The 19,944-nt window shown below is 67.5% G+C and carries 18 protein-coding genes and 1 tRNA gene; 10 read left to right on the top strand and 9 right to left on the bottom strand.

Going from position 1 to position 19,944, the window contains the following annotated elements; all coding sequences use genetic code 11:
- Positions 1–2 precede the first annotated feature (2 nt).
- Positions 3–353, top strand: a complete 351-nt coding sequence (locus ASE69_RS13480) for a hypothetical protein (protein ID WP_056487533.1) — start codon at positions 3–5, stop codon at positions 351–353.
- A gap of 98 nt (positions 354–451) precedes the next feature.
- A complete protein-coding gene (locus ASE69_RS13475; RefSeq protein WP_235518769.1) occupies positions 452–787 on the top strand; it encodes a response regulator in 336 nt (111 codons plus the stop codon).
- A 45-nt stretch (positions 788–832) separates the two neighbouring features.
- Here the strand turns inward: ASE69_RS13475 and ASE69_RS13470 are convergent, their stop codons facing one another.
- The 7 genes from ASE69_RS13470 to ASE69_RS13440 form a co-directional block, all read right to left on the bottom strand.
- Positions 833–1,138: a hypothetical protein gene (locus tag ASE69_RS13470; RefSeq protein WP_056064484.1), complete on the bottom strand. Its 306-nt coding sequence runs from the start codon at positions 1,136–1,138 to the stop codon at positions 833–835.
- Between the two features lie 28 nt (positions 1,139–1,166).
- Complete coding sequence (locus tag ASE69_RS13465) at positions 1,167–2,051, bottom strand: type 1 glutamine amidotransferase (RefSeq protein WP_056487528.1); 885 nt, start codon at positions 2,049–2,051, stop codon at positions 1,167–1,169.
- A gap of 83 nt (positions 2,052–2,134) precedes the next feature.
- On the bottom strand, positions 2,135–3,211 hold the full coding sequence (locus ASE69_RS13460) for a lipocalin-like domain-containing protein (RefSeq protein ID WP_056487526.1): 1,077 nt from the start codon (positions 3,209–3,211) through the stop codon (positions 2,135–2,137).
- Positions 3,211–5,757 (bottom strand): FtsX-like permease family protein, encoded by a 2,547-nt coding sequence (locus ASE69_RS13455; protein WP_056487523.1) that lies wholly within the window; start codon positions 5,755–5,757, stop codon positions 3,211–3,213. The genes ASE69_RS13460 and ASE69_RS13455 overlap by 1 nt, the downstream gene beginning before the upstream one ends.
- Entirely contained in the window at positions 5,747–6,433 is a 687-nt protein-coding gene (locus ASE69_RS13450; RefSeq protein WP_235518766.1) for an ABC transporter ATP-binding protein, read from the bottom strand. Before ASE69_RS13450 ends, ASE69_RS13455 begins: the two co-directional genes overlap by 11 nt.
- Positions 6,434–6,496: 63 nt before the next feature.
- Positions 6,497–8,716, bottom strand: a complete 2,220-nt coding sequence (locus ASE69_RS13445; RefSeq protein WP_056487517.1) for a penicillin acylase family protein — start codon at positions 8,714–8,716, stop codon at positions 6,497–6,499.
- Positions 8,717–8,835: 119 nt separating this feature from the next.
- A tRNA-Gly gene (locus ASE69_RS13440) sits at positions 8,836–8,910 on the bottom strand.
- A 165-nt stretch (positions 8,911–9,075) separates the two neighbouring features.
- Between ASE69_RS13440 and ASE69_RS13435 the strand changes: the two genes are divergently transcribed.
- From ASE69_RS13435 to ASE69_RS13400, 7 genes are all read left to right on the top strand, one after another.
- Positions 9,076–9,858, top strand: a complete 783-nt coding sequence (locus ASE69_RS13435; RefSeq protein WP_056487515.1) for an ImuA family protein — start codon at positions 9,076–9,078, stop codon at positions 9,856–9,858.
- Complete coding sequence (locus ASE69_RS13430) at positions 9,827–11,296, top strand: Y-family DNA polymerase (RefSeq protein WP_235518820.1); 1,470 nt, start codon at positions 9,827–9,829, stop codon at positions 11,294–11,296. Before ASE69_RS13435 ends, ASE69_RS13430 begins: the two co-directional genes overlap by 32 nt.
- Before the next feature lie 13 nt (positions 11,297–11,309).
- On the top strand, positions 11,310–14,822 hold the full coding sequence (locus ASE69_RS13425) for an error-prone DNA polymerase (RefSeq protein WP_056487512.1): 3,513 nt from the start codon (positions 11,310–11,312) through the stop codon (positions 14,820–14,822).
- A 441-nt stretch (positions 14,823–15,263) separates the two neighbouring features.
- Positions 15,264–16,160 (top strand): tetratricopeptide repeat protein, encoded by an 897-nt coding sequence (locus tag ASE69_RS13415; protein WP_056487506.1) that lies wholly within the window; start codon positions 15,264–15,266, stop codon positions 16,158–16,160.
- Entirely contained in the window at positions 16,157–16,798 is a 642-nt protein-coding gene (locus tag ASE69_RS13410; RefSeq protein WP_056064511.1) for an LON peptidase substrate-binding domain-containing protein, read from the top strand. Before ASE69_RS13415 ends, ASE69_RS13410 begins: the two co-directional genes overlap by 4 nt.
- Positions 16,795–16,983, top strand: a complete 189-nt coding sequence (locus ASE69_RS13405; RefSeq protein WP_056487503.1) for a hypothetical protein — start codon at positions 16,795–16,797, stop codon at positions 16,981–16,983. The genes ASE69_RS13410 and ASE69_RS13405 overlap by 4 nt, the downstream gene beginning before the upstream one ends.
- 2 nt (positions 16,984–16,985) lie before the next feature.
- Positions 16,986–17,171: a Trm112 family protein gene (locus ASE69_RS13400; RefSeq protein WP_056487500.1), complete on the top strand. Its 186-nt coding sequence runs from the start codon at positions 16,986–16,988 to the stop codon at positions 17,169–17,171.
- A 10-nt stretch (positions 17,172–17,181) separates the two neighbouring features.
- Here ASE69_RS13400 and ASE69_RS13395 read toward each other — a convergent pair whose 3' ends face one another.
- A complete protein-coding gene (locus tag ASE69_RS13395; protein WP_056487497.1) occupies positions 17,182–18,348 on the bottom strand; it encodes an alpha-hydroxy-acid oxidizing protein in 1,167 nt (388 codons plus the stop codon).
- A 26-nt stretch (positions 18,349–18,374) separates the two neighbouring features.
- Entirely contained in the window at positions 18,375–19,172 is a 798-nt protein-coding gene (locus tag ASE69_RS13390) for a class II aldolase/adducin family protein (protein WP_056488290.1), read from the bottom strand.
- Positions 19,173–19,267: 95 nt separating this feature from the next.
- Here ASE69_RS13390 and ASE69_RS13385 point away from each other — a divergent pair, with 95 nt between their 5' ends.
- A complete protein-coding gene (locus ASE69_RS13385; protein WP_056487494.1) occupies positions 19,268–19,933 on the top strand; it encodes a Crp/Fnr family transcriptional regulator in 666 nt (221 codons plus the stop codon).
- Positions 19,934–19,944: the final 11 nt, after the last annotated feature.

Below are 19,944 nucleotides of genomic sequence, written 5' to 3'. Positions count from 1 at the left end.
CGATGCCGAAACCATCCCCGCTGACGACCCCCGACGGACGCTATATCGTGGTGCGCGGGCGGCTCTGGCGGACTGCGAACCCCGGTTTGGCCGAAGACGACCGCGTGCGACTGGTTGCGGCGTTGATGGACGGGCGGCGAGGCGTGGCCGCGGCGAAGCGGGATGGCGATGGCGCAGCGGAGGCGGCTGCGCGGGCCGCGGTGGATGCCGCGAAGCACTGTCTGGGCGAGCGGGGGCCGGTATGGTGGACCGATGGCGCGCCCGATCTCAACCGGCACATGGCGCGCACGACACCCTATGCGGACTGGTTTGCGACGGTGGATGACGGTGAGAGTACACCAAAACAAAGTTAAGTGATTTAACTTAATCTATGTGAAGACTGGGCCCGACTGGCATCCGGCGCGTTGAGGGACCCTGAGTTTACCGGGAAACCCAAATGTGCCACGTACTTGTGATCGAAGACGACTGGCTGATCGCAGACCATATCATCAGCCTGATTCAGCAGGCCGGCGCGACATCCTATGATCAGGCGGATTGCGAGACCGACGCGGTCGTGGCCGCAGGGGCGCACATCCCGGATATGATCGTTTCCGACGTCCGACTTCGCGAGGGAACCGGGCCGCTTGCGGTACAAAGGATCATTGCCGCGCACGGCAACATACCCGTCATGTTCATCACCGGAACGCCCGAAGCCTGCGTGCCTTGCGATCCGCCCGCCGAAGTGCTCGACAAGCCGATCATGGAGGCCGTGGTCCTGGAAACGTTCCGGAGACTCGCCCCGCATTGATGAGTAGGAGGTACGGCGTGGTTAGCGCCGTACCTCGATCGGCTATCAGCCCTGGATGTCGCTCGCGTCGAATTCCTTGAACGCGGCCTTCACCTCGGCGGCGCGGGCATCGTCCGCGATGTCGACGGACACTACGATCTTGCCTTCCAGCGCCGCATCGTCGCGTGATTCCGGCGTCGGGTTCTTGCCTTCGGTATCCGAACCGGCCTTCTCGTCGCCGACGCTGTTGTCCGCGCCGTCGGTGGTGATGAAGATGTCGGTCCGCTCGATGCCCTGCTCCTGGACCAGGCGCTCGACGGTCATCTCGGCTTCGCGGCGGGTATCGAACTTTGCCTTGAGAGTGGTGGACATTGGTCGCTCCTTGTTGCGGGTAAAAGAGTCAGGCGGGACACAGATCGGGCGATGCGGCGTGTGCGCGATCGCTGGCGTCGATGTCCGCGAGGTGATCGAGGAAATTGGTCAGTTCGGTGCGGCGGCGCGCCTCGTCGGCGAACTCGTCATCGACGCCGAGCGCCCATAGCAGCGAGCGGCGATCGGGATCGTCGTGGAGCGCGTCGAGTTGGTCCGCGCGGTGCTCGACGTCGTCGGTCGTCTCCGCGAGTCCGGCTTCGACGATGTCCTCGGCTTGGCGGCGCAACGCGACCGCGATTTCGCCGAGCGCGAGTTCAGGGTGATATTGCACGCCCCAGAAAATCCCGCCGTCGTGGCGGATCTCGGCGGCCTGAGTCGTCGTGACGGCGTTGCTCGCGAGCAGGGTCGCGTCTGCGGGAAGCGTCTCGACCTCATCGCCGTGGATCGCGGGGGCGTCCCAGCTGGGAGCGCGGCCGGCGAGCAGCGGGTGATCGCGGCCGGCGTCGGTCGGCGTGATGCGGCGGGCGATCCCGGCCTCCATCCGCTGCGGCATCTTGCGCACTTTCCCTCCGGCAGCGGCGACCGCGAGCTGCAATCCGGCGCAGGATCCGAACGACGGCGTGCCCGATGCGAATACCGATCGCATGAAGGTCAACTGGCGTCGGACCTCCGGGCTGTCGTCATAGACGTGGAGCGGCGATCCGGTGATGAACACCGCGTCGAACAGGCTCAGGGCGTTGGCCTCGTAGACCTGCGCATCGTCGTCGGCGGGTGCGACGATCGTGATCTCGGCATCGGGACGGAGCTGACGAAGCGTCGACGCATAGGTTTCGCCCGAGCTTTTGCCGGCATGGCGACGACGCGCCTCGCGCTCGTCCGCGGTCTCGCTTTCGGCAACCAGAAAATGCGGCAAACCCGGTCCTCTCCCGTTTCGGTTCGAGCGACCTCAACGCGCTGGCACGCGTTTCGTCCGCTGCCGCCGCAAATTTTGCGCGCTCACATCTCCAGCGCGCGCTCATACCCGGTGAGTTCGAGATAGCCGCGACCGCCGCGGGTGCGGACCGCGCCCTCCCAATAGACCGGCAGGCCGCTGCGGCGGGCGTCGAGCTCCTGTGCGGCGAACATCGGTACGAGGCGCCAGCGCTGGATGCCGCCGGCTATGCGCACGCTCAGTTCCTGCGAGACCGGGTAGAGCGCGCCGGTCGCCTTGCTCCGCCATGTCGCGAGCGGGCGGAAGGCGACGTCGTTGGGGCCGAACACCGTCATGCTGCCGTCGGCGCGGCGGAGTGAACCGCCCGTCCAGACCGTCCCGCCGCCCTTGCGCCGGATGCGGAACGCCATTAGCGCGGAACCGTCGTCGAAATTGAGCCCGGTCCAGTCCCAGCCTTGCGCGGCGGGGGCGAGGTAGTTGGACGACCATTCGCGATCGAGCCACGCCTCGCCGGTTACTGCGACTGTTCCGCCACCTTTGCGGACGCGGCCGGTCACGCGGAGATGCGGCACCGAGTAATAATAGCTCGCTTCCTCGGGGCGTGGTCCCTTGCGGCTATAGCCTCCGATTCCCTGCGGCAGGGGAGGCTGCGTCGGCTGGAAGTCGAGCGCGAGGCCGAAGCCGTCCGCGTTTACACGCGTCGTCCAGCGGCCATTGCCTGCACGGCGCAACCGCCAGTCGCGGATCGCGACGTCGGCATCGCCGGTGCGCGCCTGGGCGAGACCGAAGCCTTGGCGTGCCGCCTGCTCGCCGTGGAGCAGCTTGCCCGTGGTCGGATCGGACAGCGCGGCGTGCGCGAACAGGACCTGGCGTGCGGCGAACCGGCTCGGGTTGCGTGGATCGACCGGCGGGCGCGTGCGGAAGAACGTCACCTGGAAACCGAGATCCTTGCCATCCTCGGTCCGCAGCCAGCCGGTGACGTACCACCATTCGGTGCGAAACGCCGGGTGCGCGCCGTGATCCGCGGGGAAGCGCAAGCTGATCCCCGGCCGCACGACCGGATAGGGGGCGGGCGGCGTGGCGGCTGGCGCGGCGACACCGATCGCGGCGATCCAGCCGAGCAGGGCCCAAGGTCGCAGCATCACCAATCCTCCCGCACCGACTGTACCGCGCTCTTCGCCGTCGCGCGCCGCCCCGCCAGCATCGCGGTCGCCGCCGCCGCGCCCGTCAGCGCGGTCGCGACGCCGATCAGCGTGCCGAGCGGGATGCGGGTGGTCATCGTCCAGTTGAACGACTGCGGGTTGATGACGTGGATCAGCACTTGCGACAGGACCAGGCCGAGCCCGATCCCCGCGAGCGCGCCGGTGAGCCCGACGATCGCACCCTCGGTGGCGAGCATCCTGGTGAGCTGGCCGCGGGTGAGGCCGAGATGCCGGAGCATTCCGAACTCGCGTTCGCGCGCGATCGTCTGCGCCGACATCGTCGCCGCCACGCCCGCCAGCCCGACCAGGATCGCCACCGCCTCCAGCAGATAGGTGACCGCGAAACTGCGATCGAACAGCGTCAGCGCGAGTTTCCGCAGCGTCGCCGGCTGGCCGACTTCGACCTGGGGGCGCAGGTCGGCGGGCAGGCGATCGGTCATCGCGCGCGCGACCTTGGCCGGATCCGCACCGGGCAGGATCGTCGCGGAAATCTCGTCGCGGCGATCGTCGCCCGTCAGGCGCTGGTAGTCGCCCTCATCGATCAGCACCGCGCCCGCCTGGCGTCCGTAGTCACGCCATATGCCGGCGACGGTGAACTGCGTGCGGCCGGCGATCGGCAGCGTGATGCGCTCGCCCGGATTCCAGCCGTAAAGCCGTTGCGCAGGCTCGGAGACCCATATCGGCAGCGCGTTCTTCGGCACCGGTGGCCCACTATCGATCAGCACCAGCAATGGATCGCGGCCACCACGCTCGGGTCGCGCGATCAGACTGACCGGTGGGCGATCCGCGGCAACGGTCAGCGGGATCTGGCGGCTGAAGGCGAGGCGGGCGATACCCGGCGTGCCTGCGATACGCGTGCGGGTCGCCGGATCGAACGTCGCACCGGCGGTGGTGCGCAGATACAGGTCCGCGCCGAGCACTTGGTTGAGCCACTCGTCGACCGCGCCGCGGAAGCTGGTCACCATCGTCGCCATCGCGATCATCAGCGCGGTCGACGCGACGATCCCGCATAATGCGGTCGCCGCTTCGCCGGGCGCGCCGTGGAGGTGGCGGACCGCGAGCAGCCCGGGCACGCTGCCTCGCGTCCGCCGCGCCAGCGGGGTCAGCAGGGTGCGCGCGAACCACGGCACACCCGCGACACCGCCCGCGAGCATCAGCGCCATCCCCAGGAAACCGAACAGCGGCAGTCCGGCGATCGCGGGCAACAGCGACGCGGCGCCTCCTGCGACGAGCAACGCGGCGGCAGGCCACCACGCTATCGGCCGCCGCGGATCGAGTACGTCGCCGGCGTTCTTGAGCGCTGCCGCCGGTGCAGCCCGCGCCGCGACGCGGGCGGGCAACGCGCTGCCGAGGATCGCGGCGAGCAGGCCGAGCGCGAAGAACCCGATCGCGGCGCCGGGCTGAATCACGACGCGCGCGGTGCTGCCGCCGAAATAGCCCGCACCGAGGTCGCCGCCGAACCAGTGGAGTGCCGCCCATGCCAGGCCATACCCAGCCGCCAATCCTGCCGCGGCGCCGACCAGTCCGATCGCGAGCCCCTCGATCACGACCGCAGCGATGATCCCGGCGCGTGGCATGCCCAATGTCCGGAGCAGGGCGAACGCACGTTGCCGCCGCACCACCGACAGCGACTGCGCCGAATAGACGAGGAAACCGCCGGTCAGCAGCGCGACCAGCGCCAGCATGTCGAGATTGACACGGTACGCGCGCGACAGGGCATCGCCCTGCGCGTTCTGCGTTTCGGCGGTCGACAGGATAGCGTCCGCGGGCAGGATCGCGCGCAACGCCGGCTCCGCGATTGAGCGATCCGACAGCGCGAGGTCGAGACGATCGATCCGCCCGAGACGCCCGAACCGCCACTGCGCCGCGGCGATATCCATGACGCCGACCGCGGTCGATTCGTCCGTCGCCGGCAGCGTGCCCGCGACCCGCAGCGGCACCGACCGGCCGTTGGCGACGACAACCAATCGCGTGCCGATCTTCGCACCGACCTGGGTCAGTGCCGCGCGCGACAGGAACAGCGCGGACTCGTCGAACGCCGTATCGTTGCCGGTATCGGGACCACGCGGGCGGATGCCGATCAGCGACGGCGTCACCGTGGCGGCCCGGATCACGTCGACGCCCAGCAGCGTCAGCCGCGCCTTGCCGATCCGCGCATCGAGGCGCAGCACCGGGCTGGCATCGCCGACGCCATCGGCTCGTGCGACGCGGGGATAGAGGCGTTCGTCGAAGCCGAGCGGGCTGGTCGCGCGGACCGACAGTTCGGCGGCACCGCTGACGCCGCGCATCGCGCCGTCGAACGACGCCAGCGCCGAACCGTTGACCAGATGCACCGCGAAGCCAAGCGCCACGCCGACCGCGATCGCGACCGCCGTCAACAGGAAGCGGGCAGGGTGGAACCGCCACTCGCCCGCGATCAGCCAGCGGAGTCCCAGCCGTCCCGACCAGAGCCCGGACCCGGACGTCAGGCCGATCTCAGGCGCCACGCCGCTCCACCAGTCCCTCGGCGCCCAGCGTCAGTACGCGGTCGGCGATCGCCGCGCTCGCATCCGAATGCGTCACCATCACGCCCGCCGCACCATTGCCGCGCACCGCGTCGGCGAACAGCGACAGCACGCGCGCCGCGGTCTCCGGATCGAGGTTGCCGGTCGGTTCGTCCGCAAGGATCAGCGCGGGGCGGTGGACGAGCGCACGGGCGATCGCCACGCGCTGCAACTCGCCCCCCGACAGATCCCGCGCATAGCCGTCGCCGCGACCATCCAGCCCGACCGCATTGAGCATCTCTTCCGCGCGCGTCGATGCCGCGGCATTGTCCGGCGAAACGAGCGCCAGCGGCAGCGCGACGTTCTGGCGCAGCGTCAGATAGGGAAGGATGTGGAAGGCCTGGAACACGAAGCCGATCCGTTCGCGCCGCAACCGCGTCCGCGCGGTCTCGTCGAGCGTACCGAGGTCGATGCCGTCGATCGCCACGCTGCCCTCGTCCGCCTCGTCCAGCCCGGCGAGGATGTTGAGCAAAGTCGATTTGCCGACCCCCGATTCGCCGATGATCGCGACCAGTTCGCCCGCGCCGACCTCCAGATCCAGATGCCGGAACAGCCGCCGCGGCCCCGGTACCGACTTACCGAGCGCACGGACCGCGAGAAGGGGAGGGGCGTCAGGCATGTCCAGTCCGTGCAATAGCCTGGGTGGCGCCGCAAGCACCGACATCGCGGGATATGCGGTAGATCAGTAACCCGGTCGATAGGTTCGTTCGACGTGCCCCGTGAGTTCGTCGGGATGGAAATAGACCGGCCGCAACCGTCCCTCGGCATAGCGCGATACCTGGTCGACAAAATGCGGCGATCGGACGTCGCCGCTCTGGCCGCCGGCCATCACCGCCATCGCCTTCACCCGCGCGCCGAACTCGACCACCGCGACGAAGCTGTTGCCGCTGGTGCCGTAATAGCGCTTCGTCCCCGGCCACGGTTTCGCGCCGAACGATGCGAGGCTGCCCCACTGCGCCGAGGTGAACGGCACTGGGGTCGAGGCGCGGGCGTCGTCGAAATGCGGCGCGATCGAATCGTCGAGCCGCTGGAAGCGGTTGATGTCCTTCCACGGCGTCCGCCAATCGCCGAAATCCTGCTTGAGCCGAGTGACGGCCGTGCTCAGCGCGGCGAGCTTCGTATCAGGGCCGACTCGCGTGGCGATATAGTCGGGCACGTTCAGGCGCTCGGCCTGCGCGAAGCTGCCGACCTCACGCCACAATTGGTCGCCCCAGAAGACCGCGAGGCTGGTCGCGGTGGAATCATAGGCCCAGCGATGGTCCCAGCCCTTGAGCAGCGCGATCGGTGCGGCAAGCGCAGGGCGACGCGGATCGCTGGCGGGAAGTGCCTCCCACGCGGCGACCAGTCCGGGCAGCAATCGCGCAAAGGCGGGGAGATGGGGATCGAACGCGGCGGCCCGCAGCGTGTCGGGTGTCCAGCCGGTCTTCCCCGTCAGCAACAGGTCGGCATGGACGCCCCGCGCATTGCCGCCGACCTGGTCCATGTAGCGCGGATAGTCCACCGCCTTGGGGCTGTCCGGGCCCGCCGCGCTCCACGGCCAGTCGTTGGTGTTGTGCGCCCACCCTATGCGAGGATTGAGCACGCTCGGCAGGCTGGGGAGCATATGCAGGCCATGCCAGTCGGTCGCGGGGTCGCTGCCGTCGACCGGGCGGGTATAGTCGAAGCGATCGTCGCGGATCGGCATGAACTGCGGCATCAGGAACGCGATCTCGCCCTTGCTGTCCGCGAACAGCGTGTCGTTCGACGAATTCGCCTTCAACGCCGCGACCTTCATGTATCCTGCGAGATCGGTCGCCTTGGTCCGCAGGTAGCTTTGCTCGAGCGCCGGCACCGGGCGCCACATCAGCGCGGTGGCGATCCATTTGCCGGCCTTGGTGGCGACGATCGGGCCGTGATGCGTGCGGTAGGTGGTGAAACGGCGCTCGGCCATCGTCCCATCGGGCTGGCGGACTCGCAGCGTAACGGTGTTCGCAACGACCGGCCGGCTGGCCGTTCCGTAGCGATAGGCATAGCCGCCGCCACGCCGCGTGATCCGTTCGGCGAACTCGTCGACGTTGTCGACCGTCGCCGACGTGTGCATCCACCCGGCCCTCGGATTGAAGCCCTGGTATACGAAGAACTGGCCCCAGGTGCTGGCGCCATACGCGTTTAGCCCGTCGTCGCTGGTCATCTGCGCCTCGGAGCGGAAATAGAAGCTGGTGTGCGGATTGATGAGCAGCAGCGCCTGGCCGTTCGCGGTCAGCCGGGGCGCGATGGCGATGCCGTTGGACCCCGACGGTTCGCGCGGGATCATCCCCAGTTCTTCCGGCGTCGGTGGGGTCGGCCGGCCGTAGAAAGTCTTCAGGTCGCTGAGCGATATCCGCTCGATATCGCCGCCGATGCTGCCTTCGGTGAAGCTGAGCGCCATCCACGGCTCGAACCGGGTCAGCACGCGGGGCTTCACCTGCGAGTGCGTCGCGAGATAATAGTTCAGCCCGTCCGCCCAGGCCTGCATCAGCGTGCGCAACCATGCCGGGCTCGCGGCATAGTCCGCCTTCAACGTGGGCGGATCGACGAACAGGCGCTGGCGAAGGTCTGCCCAGACAGCATCCTCGCCCACGTCAGGGCCGGCCGCCTCGGCGGTCCGGCCGAGCGCGGTCAGGTAATTCGCCTCGATCCGCGGGAAATCGTCCTCCGCCTGCGCATAGATCATCCCGAACACCGCATCGGCATCCGACCGGCCCTTGATGTGCGGGATGCCCCAGTCGTCGCGGGTGATAGTCACGCGCTTGGCCTGCGCCTGCCATCGCCGCATGTCGGTGGCGACCGAAACGGGGGCCGAGACAGTAGTGGCCGAGGAGGGGGCGGCCAGCAGCAGGGCCGACAGGATCAACGGGTGACGCGCGCGCCGAGGGATTGCCATGCGACGAGCGTAAGGCGAGCGCATGGGAAATGCCATGCGAAGTGACGGTGATGAAGATGGTGGATCGGAAGGCTGAGGCTCTGTCGCCTCGCACTGGACCGCTGTTTTCCTGGGAAAACTGGAGCGGGCGAAGGGATTCGAACCCTCGACCCCAACCTTGGCAAGGTTGTGCTCTACCCCTGAGCTACGCCCGCTCTGGCGCCTATGTCTCCGGTCGAAAGCGACACGGTGACTGGGTGAGGCGCGCTGTTAGCCCGGTGTTTCCGGGACGGCAAGCGCCTTTTCGACTTTCGCGTGAAATTCGACGCAAACAAGATTCCGCTTGGCGACTCCGGCACTAGAACATTACAAGAACAATTGTGAACGAGTCGCTTGCCTTGATAGCCCGCCTGAAGCGGATTGCCACGACGGGGATGCCGACTCAGGGTGATGGCCGTGCGGACGATGCGTGGCTGACGCAGGGGATGGCGAAGGCGCAACTCCACGAGATTTTCGCAACGGTCGACGATTCTGCGAGTGGCGCGGGGTTCGCGATCGCTTCGGTGTTGGCGGCAAAGGCGGCGCCGGTGATGTGGCTGCGGACCGAGGCGAGCGAGCGCCAGGGCGGGCGGCTGCATGCGACCGGGCTGGTCGAGATGGGGCTCGACGTGACGTCGCTGGTGCTGGGGCTGGTCGAGGACGAGGCGAGCCTGCTGCGGGCCGCCGCCGATGCCGCGCGGTGCCACGGGCTCGGCACGCTTTTGATCGAGTCCTGGGGGCGCGCGCCGAAGATCGATCTTACCGCGACGCGGCGGCTGATGCTGGCGGCCGAAGCTTCGGGCGTGACGATACTCAGCCTGCGCATCGGTGCCGAGTCGGTGCCGAGCGCGGCGGCGTCGCGTTGGCAGGTTGCCGCGTGTCGGTCGCGACCGCTGGAAGCCGACGCACCGGGCAAACCTGCCTTCGATATCGAATTACTGCGTCGACGCGGAGGCCAGGCCGGGCTTCGCTGGCGCGTGGAGTGGGACCGTGACGCGCATATCTTCGACCAAACCGCCTTCGCCTCTGGTGATTCCCCGGCGCTACCTGGCGCTGGTGTTCCCGTGGCTGCCGATCGAGCGGCTGCGGACGATGCGGCCGCATTTGTTCGTCGGACGGGCTGAGACGCCGATCGCGTTCGTCGAGACGGTCTCGGGTGGAGTCCGGCTGAAGGCGCTCGACCGCGAGGCGGTGCGGGCGGGGCTCCAGCCGGGGCTGACGCTGGCGGATGCGCGGGCACGGGTTCCGGAACTGGAAGTGTACGAGGATGACGCGCATGCCGATCACGAATGGCTCGAGCGGCTTGCGGACGGGTGCCAGCGGTATACGCCCTCGGTCGCACTAGACGAACCCGATGGGCTGATCCTCGACATCGCCGGGTGCGTGCACGAGTTCGAAGGCGAGCGGCGATTGGCGGCAGATCTGGAGGAGCGCCTTGCACGCCGGGGGCTGCTGGTACGCCATGCGTTCGGCGACACCCCCGATACGGCGCGCGCGTTGGCGCGGTATGCGGGGGCGCCGGCTCCGGATGAAAAGCGCGCGGTGAAGCGGTTGCCGGTGGCGGCGTTGGGCTTGGATGAGGATGCGACGACCGCCTTGTCGCGTGCCGGGCTGAAGACGGTGGGCGACGTGATGGCACGGCCGCTCGCGACGATCGCGGCGCGGTTCGGGGAGGAGGCGGCGATGATGATCCGCCGGCTCGACGGGTCGGTGAAGGGACCGATCGTCGCGCGACGCACCGTGGCCAAGATCGGTGTCGAACGCCGCTTCGCCGAACCGATCGCGCGCACTGAATACGCGCTGGAGATGCTCGCCGAACTCGCCACCGAAGCTGCGGCCCAGCTTGCCGACCGTCATGAAGGCGGCCGGCGGTGGGAGGCGCGCCTCTTCCGTGCGGACGGCCTCGTCCAGCGGCTGCGGATCGAGACCGGCCAGCCGACGCGCGACGTGGCGCTGTTGATGCGGCTGTTCCGCGAGCGGATCGACAGCCTCGCCGACCCGCTCGATCCCGGTTTCGGATACGATCTGGTCCGGCTCGACGTTGCGCTCGCGGAGAAGCTCGATGCGTCGCAGTTGAAGCTGGAGGGCGGCGAGGCGCAGAAGGGTGAGGTCGCGCAGCTCGTCGATCAGCTCGGCACGCGGCTGGGCCGGGCGCGCGTGCGCCGGTTCTCCGCACGCGACAGCCATATCCCCGAACAGGCGGAGCTGATGCTGCCTGCCGCCGAGGCGCCCGCCCCGACGCCTTGGACTGCGCCGGAGACGGGCGAGCCGCCGCTGCGTCCGATCTACCTGTTCGATCCGCCGCAACCGATCGAATCGATGATGGCCGAGGTTCCCGACGGGCCGCCGCACCGTTTCCGCTGGCGCCGTACCGTCCACGACGTGGCGCACAGCGAAGGCCCCGAGCGTATCGCCGGCGAATGGTGGCGGCGGCAGGACATCCCGACGCGCGATTACTACCGCATCGAAGACCGCCGCGGCCGCCGCTTCTGGATCTTCCGCCACGGCCTGTATTCCGAGATGGAGGCGCCGCGCTGGTACCTCCACGGCGTCTTCGCGTGAACGGCGCGGCGCCATGACCGGGTTTGCCGAACTCGTCGCCGCGACCAATTTCTCGTTCCTCGACGGGGCGAGCGATGCGGGCGCGATGGTCGGGCGCGCGGTGGAACTGGGGCTTGGCGGTATCGGTATCGCCGATCGCAACACCGTCGCGGGCGTCGTCCGCGCACACCAGGCGTTGAAGAAGGCACGCGACGGCCTGCTCGGCATGGCGATGCCGCCGATCGATTTCCGACTGGTGGTCGGTGCGCGGCTGGTGTTCGAGGACGGCACGCCCGACATCGTCGCCTACCCTTCGACACGACGCGGCTGGGGACGACTGACCCGGTTGCTGACGGTCGGCAACAGGCGCGCCGAAAAGGGCGGATGTATCCTCGGGTTGGGCGACCTGATCGCACATCATGCCGACATGATGCTGGTGGTCATGCCCGAAAGCAGCGCCCGCGGCGCCGTGCCGGTATCGCCTTTGCCCGACGGCGACGCCTTGCCCGAACGAGGCGAGCGCGAGCTGCGGACGATCCTGAAGGCGGTGAAGCGACTGGGGCCGGACTCGATCTGGCTGGGCGTGACGATGCCGCGGGGCGGTCGCGATCGGCGGCGGCTGGCGCGGTTGGGGCGGATTGCCGACGCGGCGGGCGTTCCCGTGCTTGCGACCACCGATGCTCTCTACGCCTATACCGACGACCGCGACCTGCACGATGTCGTCACCTGCATTCGCGAGCGCACGACGATCCATAAGGCCGGGCGCCTGCTGGCCGCGAACGGCGAGCGGCATCTGAAACCCGAGGAGGAGATCGCTCGGCTGTTTCGCGATCGCCCCGATGCGGTGGCGCAGAGCGCGCGGTTGCTGTCGCGGATCGCGTTCTCTCTCGACGATCTCAAATACGAATATCCGCACGAACCCATTCCTGCAGGCTGGGAGGCACAGGATTGGCTCGAGCATCATGTCTGGCAGCTCGCGCTGGAACGCTATGACTACCGCGTGCCGGAAAAGATGCGGGCCCTGCTCCACGAGGAATTCGCGCTGATCCGTGAGCGCAAATACGCCTATTATTTCCTGACCGTGCACGACATCGTCCGGTTCGCGCGCGCGCAGGATCCGCCGATCCTGTGCCAGGGGCGCGGGTCCGCCGCCAACTCGGTGGTGTGCTATCTGCTTGGCGTCACGTCGGTAGATCCGATGAAATACGACCTGCTGTTCTCGCGGTTCGTGTCGAGCGAGCGCGACGAACCGCCGGATATCGATGTCGATTTCGAGCATGAGCGGCGCGAGGAGGTGATGCAGTACATCTATCGCCGCTATGGCCGCGACCGCGCCGCGATCGCCGCGACCGTCATCCATTATCGGCCCAAGAGCACGGTGCGCGAGGTCGGCAAGGCGCTCGGGCTGACCGAGGACGTGACGCAACGGCTGACGAGCACGGTCTGGGGCAGTTTCTCGAGCCGGTTCCAGGAACAGCGCTTTGCCGAAACCGGCTTCGACGTCGACAATCCGGAGATCGCGCGGTTGCGCGAGATGGTCGACCGGCTGCTCGAATTTCCACGGCATCTGTCGCAGCATGTCGGCGGGTTCGTGCTGACGCAGGGGCGGCTCGACGAGATGGTGCCGATCCATAACGGCGCGATGGAGGAGCGCACTTTCATCGAATGGGACAAGGACGATATCGACGCGCTCGGGCTGATGAAGGTCGATATCCTCGCGCTCGGGATGCTGACGTGCATCCGCAAGAGCTTCGACCTGATGCGTCTTCACGGGCTCGGCGATCACCTGCTCGATACGATCGCGGTGGCCGAGGACCCACGAGTTTACGACATGCTCTGCAAGGGCGACAGTATCGGCGTGTTCCAGGTCGAGAGTCGGGCGCAGATCAACATGCTGCCGCGGTTGCGTCCCCGCGAGCTGTACGATCTGGTGGTGCAGGTCGCGATCGTCCGGCCCGGGCCGATCGAGGGCGACATGGTGCATCCGTATCTGCGGCGACGCAGCGGCAAGGAGGTGGCCGAATATCCCTCGCCCGATCCGAAGTTCGGGCCGGCCGACGAACTCAAGCAACTGCTCCGCTTCACCTATGGCGTACCGCTGTTCCAGGAGCAGGCGATGAAGCTGGCTATCGTCGCGGCCGGGTTCACGCCGAACGAGGCGAACCAGTTGCGCAAGTCGATGGCGACGTTCCGCAAGGTCGGCGGCATGGACAATTTCCACGCCAAGCTGATCGGCGGGATGGTCGGCCGGGGGTACCAGGCCGAGTTTGCGGAGCGCTGTTTCAAGCAGATCGAGGGGTTTGGGTCGTACGGATTCCCGGAGAGCCATGCCCTGTCGTTCGCACGGCTGGTGTATGTGTCGTCGTGGATCAAATGCTTCCATCCGGCGGTGTTCTGTTGTGCGTTGCTCAATTCGCAGCCGATGGGGTTTTATGCGCCGGCGCAGTTGGTGCGCGATGCGGTCGAGCACGGGGTGACCGTGCTGCCGGTCGATGTGAATGCGAGCGGGTGGGATAACAGCTTGTCCTCCCCGGTACGGGGAGGTGGACCGCGCGAAGCGGGGTGGAGGGGGGCTTCCGCGGACGTATCGCTTGCGGGAGTCACTGTTACCGGCGGCGCGTTTGCGGATGCCACTTTTCCCAGCGGAGCGTCTGCGGCGCCCCCCCTCCACCATCCTGCGGATGGTCCCCCTCCCCGTGCCGGGGAGGATTTGCGGCTTGGGTTTCGGCAGGTGGATGGGTTTCGGAAGGATTGGGCCGACGAGATCGTTCGCGTTCGGACCACGCCGTTCGCTAGTATCGAGGACCTTGCGCGTCGGGCGAACCTGCCGCAGCGGGCGATGAACCTGCTGGCCGATGCGGATGCGTTCCGGTCGGTGGCGAAGGAGCGGCGCGACGCTTTGTGGGACGTCCGTCGGACGCCGCCCAAGCAGCTTGCGCTGTTCGCGGCGGCAGAGGTGCCCGAGCTTGGCGTGGAGCCCGATGCGCATCTGCCGGCGATGCCGCTGTCGGAACAGGTTGCGGCGGATTACCAGACGACGCGGCTGTCGTTGAAGGCGCATCCGATGCAATTCCTCCGCGCGCGTTTTGCCGCCGAGGGGATCCTGTCGAGCGCGCAGGCCAATGCGACCAAGGACGGGCGTCGTGCGAAGGTGGCGGGGGTGGTGTTGGTCCGCCAGCGGCCGGGCAAGGGCAATGCGATCTTCGTGACGATCGAGGACGAGACCGGGATCACCAACGGGCTGATGTGGGCGCGCGATTTCGAGGCGAACCGCCGCGCGGTGATGGCCTCGCGGCTGATGGTGCTGGAGGGCGTGATCCAGCGCAGCGAGGAAGGCGTGACGCACCTGATGACGTCGCGCGTGCAGGACCGCACCGAGATGCTGCGGCTGTTGTCGGAGGATCACGCGCTGGAGCCGCCGCTCGCGCGCGTGGACGAGGTGATCCGGCCGGTCCTCACGCGGAGTCCCGATGCTCGTGCGCACCATCCGCGGGCGACGCATCCTCGCGATGTGCGGGTCCTTCCCAAGTCGCGGGACTTTCATTGAGGTTTATCGGCGCTTGTCGGTGTGGTGCCCAACATCGCCGAACGCTCTGTCACCCGGACCGGTTTGGCGCCTACCCCCTCCGAATAGAGGCCTCTCCCCGGCAGAGGCCGGGGTCCAGTTGGGAAACGCTGCTGATAAAGGCTGCGCTCCGTAACTGCGACCTTTCCAACTGGACCCCGCCCTTCGCCGGGGAGGTGGCTTGTCTGAAGATGGAAATGCTGGCCAATTCGGGGGCACCGTCTTGCAAGGTCGTATCTATGCCCATGCGCACCCATGGATGTCGGAACCGCAAGCAAGACAAATGAGGCCTCGACGCCGCGAGCCGAATGCCAAGGCACGTTTGTCGTGCATGCCTATCCATCCTAGAGGTGGCATTCGCCGCGGGCGCGCCCCAGATAGCGCGTCTGGATTACACGGGAGTTGAACTTGGCCACGCTTGGAATGTCCCCCGCGGAGAAGGACGCCGTCGAGGCGTTCCGCCGCGATGTCGTCGAACCGTCGATGACGAGCCTCGTGATCATCGATTTCTGGGCGGAATGGTGCGGGCCGTGCAAGGCGCTGACGCCGACGCTGGAGAAGGTCGCGGAGGATTACGCCGACAAGGGCGTCGTGCTGGCGAAGGTCGATACCGACAAGAACCAGTTCATCGCCGCGCAATTCCAGATCAAGTCGATCCCGACCATCTATGCGATGTTCCAGGGCCAGCTGGTCGCCGACATGACCAGCGCGCGGACCGAATCGCAGCTGCGGGTGATCCTCGACCAGTTGCTGAAGCAGCTGCCGATCGAAGCAGGCGCAACCGACGCGGTGCCCGACGTCGAGCCATTGATCGCGATCGGCGAAGAGGCGCTGGCGGCCAATGACGGCGAGCGCGCGCTCGGGATTTTCCGCGAAATCGCCGAGATCGCACCCGAGCATCCGCAAGTCCATGCCGGCTTCGTCCGCGCGCTGGTCGCGACCGGGCAGCTCGACGAAGCGACGGACTGGCTGGCGAACCTCGATCCGGCGATCGCCAAGGACTCGGCGATTACCCGCGCACAGGCGGCGCTTGCGCTTGCGCAGTCGGCCCCGCCGGTTGAGGATCTGTCGCCATTGCTCGCTGCGGTCGAGGCGAACCCCGACGACCTGCAGGCCCGGTTCGCGCTCGCCAACGGCCAGATGGCGGCGAACGACCGTGATGCGGCGGCGGACACGTTCCTTGGCATCATCGCCACCGAGCGCGACTGGAACGAGGGCGCGGCTCGGACGCAGTTGCTGAAATTGTTCGAGGTCGTCGGGCTTGAAGACCCGTGGGTGTCTGGACAGCGACGCCGCCTGTCTGCGATCCTGTTCGGATGACCACCGAGTCCGCCCCCCCGCGCGCCACCACGCGACTGTCGATCTTCCCGTTGCCGGGGGCGCTGCTGTTCCCCGGCATGCACCTGCCGCTGCACATGTTCGAGCCGCGCTATCGGGCGATGATCAGCGATGCGATGGCGCGCGACCGGCGGATTGGGATGATCCAGCCGCGGGGTGGACCACATGACGACGCGGACGCGCTGTACGACATCGGCTGCGTCGGCAAGATCGCCGAAGTCGAGGCGCTCGACGACGGGCGCTACAACGTCGTGCTGGAGGGCATCGCGCTGTTCCGGATCGTCCGCGAGCTCGACGTGACGACCGCGTTCCGCCAGGTCGAGGCGGAGTTGTTGCCGTTGATCGAGGACGACGCGTTGTCGCTCGGCCGGCGCTCTTCGCTGGAACTGGAATCGCGCCGGTTCGCGGACATGCAGGGCTATGCGGTCGATTGGGATGCGGTCGGACGGCTCGATGACGAGAGCCTGGTCAACGGCATCGCGCAGATCGCACCGTTCGACGCAGCCGCAAAGCAGGCGTTGCTCGAAGCGCCGGATATCGAGCAGCGTGCCGAATTGATCATCCAGCTGATGCAGTTCTTCGGGCGACACGACGGTGACGAATCGGTGACGTTGCAATGAAGTCGCCCAGCAAGGGGCGCGCGCATGGCGCCGTGATGATGATCGGCATGTTCTTCGCCAACCTCTTCGATCCCAAGAAGATTACCGCGATCGAACACGTTGCGACGCAGCGACGGATCGGCAGCGAGTCCGGTCGCATTGCCCAGGCCGCCGCGGCGCCGCCGTCACGGGGCGAAGGAGTTTGACGATGAAAACCCTGGATCCCTGGCTGCTCGAACGCCTCGTCTGCCCGATGACGCGCACGCCGCTTCGCTATGACGAGGCCACGCAGGAACTGATTTCGGACGCTGCCGGGCTCGCTTACCCGATTCGCGACGGCGTGCCGGTGATGCTGGTCGAGGAAGCACGCCGACTCGACGAGACCGCCGGCTGATCGTCTCGTTTCAGTACCCCGTCCGTGTCGCTCCGGCCTCCCGGACTGCGGCGAGCGTCGGGTAGCCGTTTACGGCCATCAGTAGGTCGGCTTCGGCGAGGATGCATTTCAGCACATGCGCCGCGCCGTTCGCGCCGTCGAGCGCGAGGCCGTAGGTGTAGGGCCGGCCGATCCCGACCGCGGTGGCGCCGAGTGCGAGTGCCTTGACCACGTCGCTCCCCGACCGCACGCCGGAGTCGAACAGCACCGGCACGGCCCCGCTCGCCTCGACCACCGCGGGCAGCATGTCGATCGCGGCGATCCCGCCATTCGCCTGGCGTCCGCCGTGGTTCGAGCAATAGATCGCGTCCGCCCCCAGATCGATCGCGCGCCGCGCGTCGTCGGGATGGCAGATCCCCTTAAGGACGATCGGCAGCTTGGTCATCGACCGCAGCCACGGCATGTCGTCCCACGTCAGCACCTTGCCGAACGTCCCGGCCCACTGCCGCACCGCCGCGGGCAGGTCCTCGCGCGGTGGCTTGGCAAGCATCGCGCGGAAGACGGGGTCGCTGAAGTAATTCTCCAGCACATGGCCGCGCAGTTGCGGAAAGTTCGCGACGTTCAGGTCGCGCGGGCGCCAGCCGGTGACCCAGGTGTCGAGCGTGACGACGATCGCCTTGTATCCGGCCGCCTCGGCACGGTGGACGAGGCTCTCGGCGAGCGGCTTGTCCTTGGGCGTGTAGAGCTGGAAGAAGCCGGGCACGTCGCCCATCGCAGCGGCGACGCTTTCGAGCGGATCGTTCGACAGCGTCGACTGGACCAGCGGGACGCCGGTCAGCGCGGCCGCCCGCGCGGCGGCGAGATCGCCGTGGCCGTCCTGCGTGGACATCCCGTTGATCCCGACCGGGCTCATGAAGATCGGGCTGGGCAGCGTCATCCCGAACAGGTCGATCGACAGGTCGCGGCGCGTGGCATCGACCATCATCCGCGGGGTCATGCCCCAATGCCGGAACGCGTCGGCATTCTGGCGTTGGGTGAATTCGTCGCCGCATCCACCCTGCAGGTAGCCGAGCACCGACGGTGGCAAGGCCGCTGCCGCCCGAGCCTCGAGCGATGCGAAATCGACCGGCAACTTCGGGACGACACCGGCAAGGCCGGCGAAATAGATCTCGTTCTGGTAATCGCCGTAATGCGGCATGCGTTGCCCTCCGAAGCTGGTCGCGATCAGTCCCGATAGCCCGGATTGACGCGGTCGAGCTTGCGTAGCAACGCCGGCCAGGCGAGCCCGTCGGCGAGCATGCGCATGCCCGTCGAACTTGATTGCCCCTCGACCTTCTCCGCAACGCCTTGGTTCGGATTGTTCAGATTCTCGCGACCGGCGCTGAGCATCAGAACCTGGGCTTCGCAGGCGCGTTCGAGGAAATACATCCGGAGGAACGCCTGCGGCACCGATTCACCGACCGTCAGCGTGCCGTGATTGCGCAGGATCATCGCATTTTTGGTGCCGAGATCCTGCACCAGCCGCTCGCGTTCCTCCAGTTCCGTCGCGATGCCCTCGAAGTCGTGATAGGCGACGTCGTGCCCGGCAATCATCGCCGTCTGCGTATGCGGGAGCAGCCCTTCGGCCATCGCCGACACCGCCTGGCCGTGCGGGGTATGGAGATGCAGCACTGCCACCGCGTCGTGGCGCGCGGCGTGGACCGCCGAGTGGATCACGAAGCCTGCGCGGTTGACCGGGGCAGGGGTGTCCATGACCTTGTTGCCGTCGACGTCGATCTTGACCAGCGACGATGCGGTGATCTCCTCGAACATGTGCGTGTACGGGTTGATCAGGAAATGATGCTCGGGTCCGGGGACGCGCGCGGACAGATGCGTGAAGATCAGATCGTCCCAGCCGTAGAGCGCGACCAGTCGGTATGCAGCGGCGAGATCGACGCGCAACGCCCATTCCTCGGCCGATACCTGGTCCTTGATCGTCGTTTCCGCCGCCGTCGGTTCCATCGCCTTCAGTGCCGTTGCCATCATCCGCCTCCTTATGTTTGATCCCTTGTACGACCGGCCTTCAACAAACTTTGTCTCGATAGTGACAATCTCGAAATTTCGCCTAGCCTTGCGCGATGCACGATCCGGATCACGCGATACTGGCGACCGATAGCTGGTTCGGCGCGATACCGGCGGGCCGTCGCGAGCGCCTGTTGCAGGAGGCGCGAGTCGAGGTGCTGGAGAACGGCGCGCGGATCTACGGCTCCGGCGATCCGCCGAACGGGTTGTGGGCGGTTCTGGACGGACAGGTCCGGTTGAAGGGCTTGTCCGCCAATGGTGCCGAACTGCTCGCGCTGATCGTGCGGTCGGGAACGTGGTTCGGTGAATTGTCGACGCTTGATGGCCATCCCAGGCCGCATGACGCGACGGCGTTCGGCACGGCGCGACTGCTGCATGTGCCGGTGGCGGCGTTCGCGCGGGCGGCGGCGGCGGACCCCGAGCTTTACCGCGATCTCGGACTGCTCGTGTGCGCGCACCAACGCACCGCCTTGCGGTTCATCGCGCAGAGCGTCGGGCAGTCGATCCGTGTGCGACTGGCGCAGGCGCTGATGCGTGCGTCGCAGGCGGGGGATGGTCGGATCACGATCCGTCAGGAGGAGCTCGCCGGCGTCGTCGGCATCGCGCGCCAGACGCTCAACCGGCATCTGAAGCGGTTCGAGCGCGATGGCCTGGTCGCGGTGGCTTATGCGCAGGTCCGTATTCTCGACCTGCCGGGGCTGCGCGGCGTCATCACCGAATAGGGCATCGCCAA

Source organism: Sphingomonas sp. Leaf208 (genome assembly GCF_001421415.1).
Lineage (GTDB): Bacteria > Pseudomonadota > Alphaproteobacteria > Sphingomonadales > Sphingomonadaceae > Sphingomonas.
Note: the sequence above shows the minus strand (reverse complement) of the source record. Positions and strands in the feature narration are given on the sequence as shown.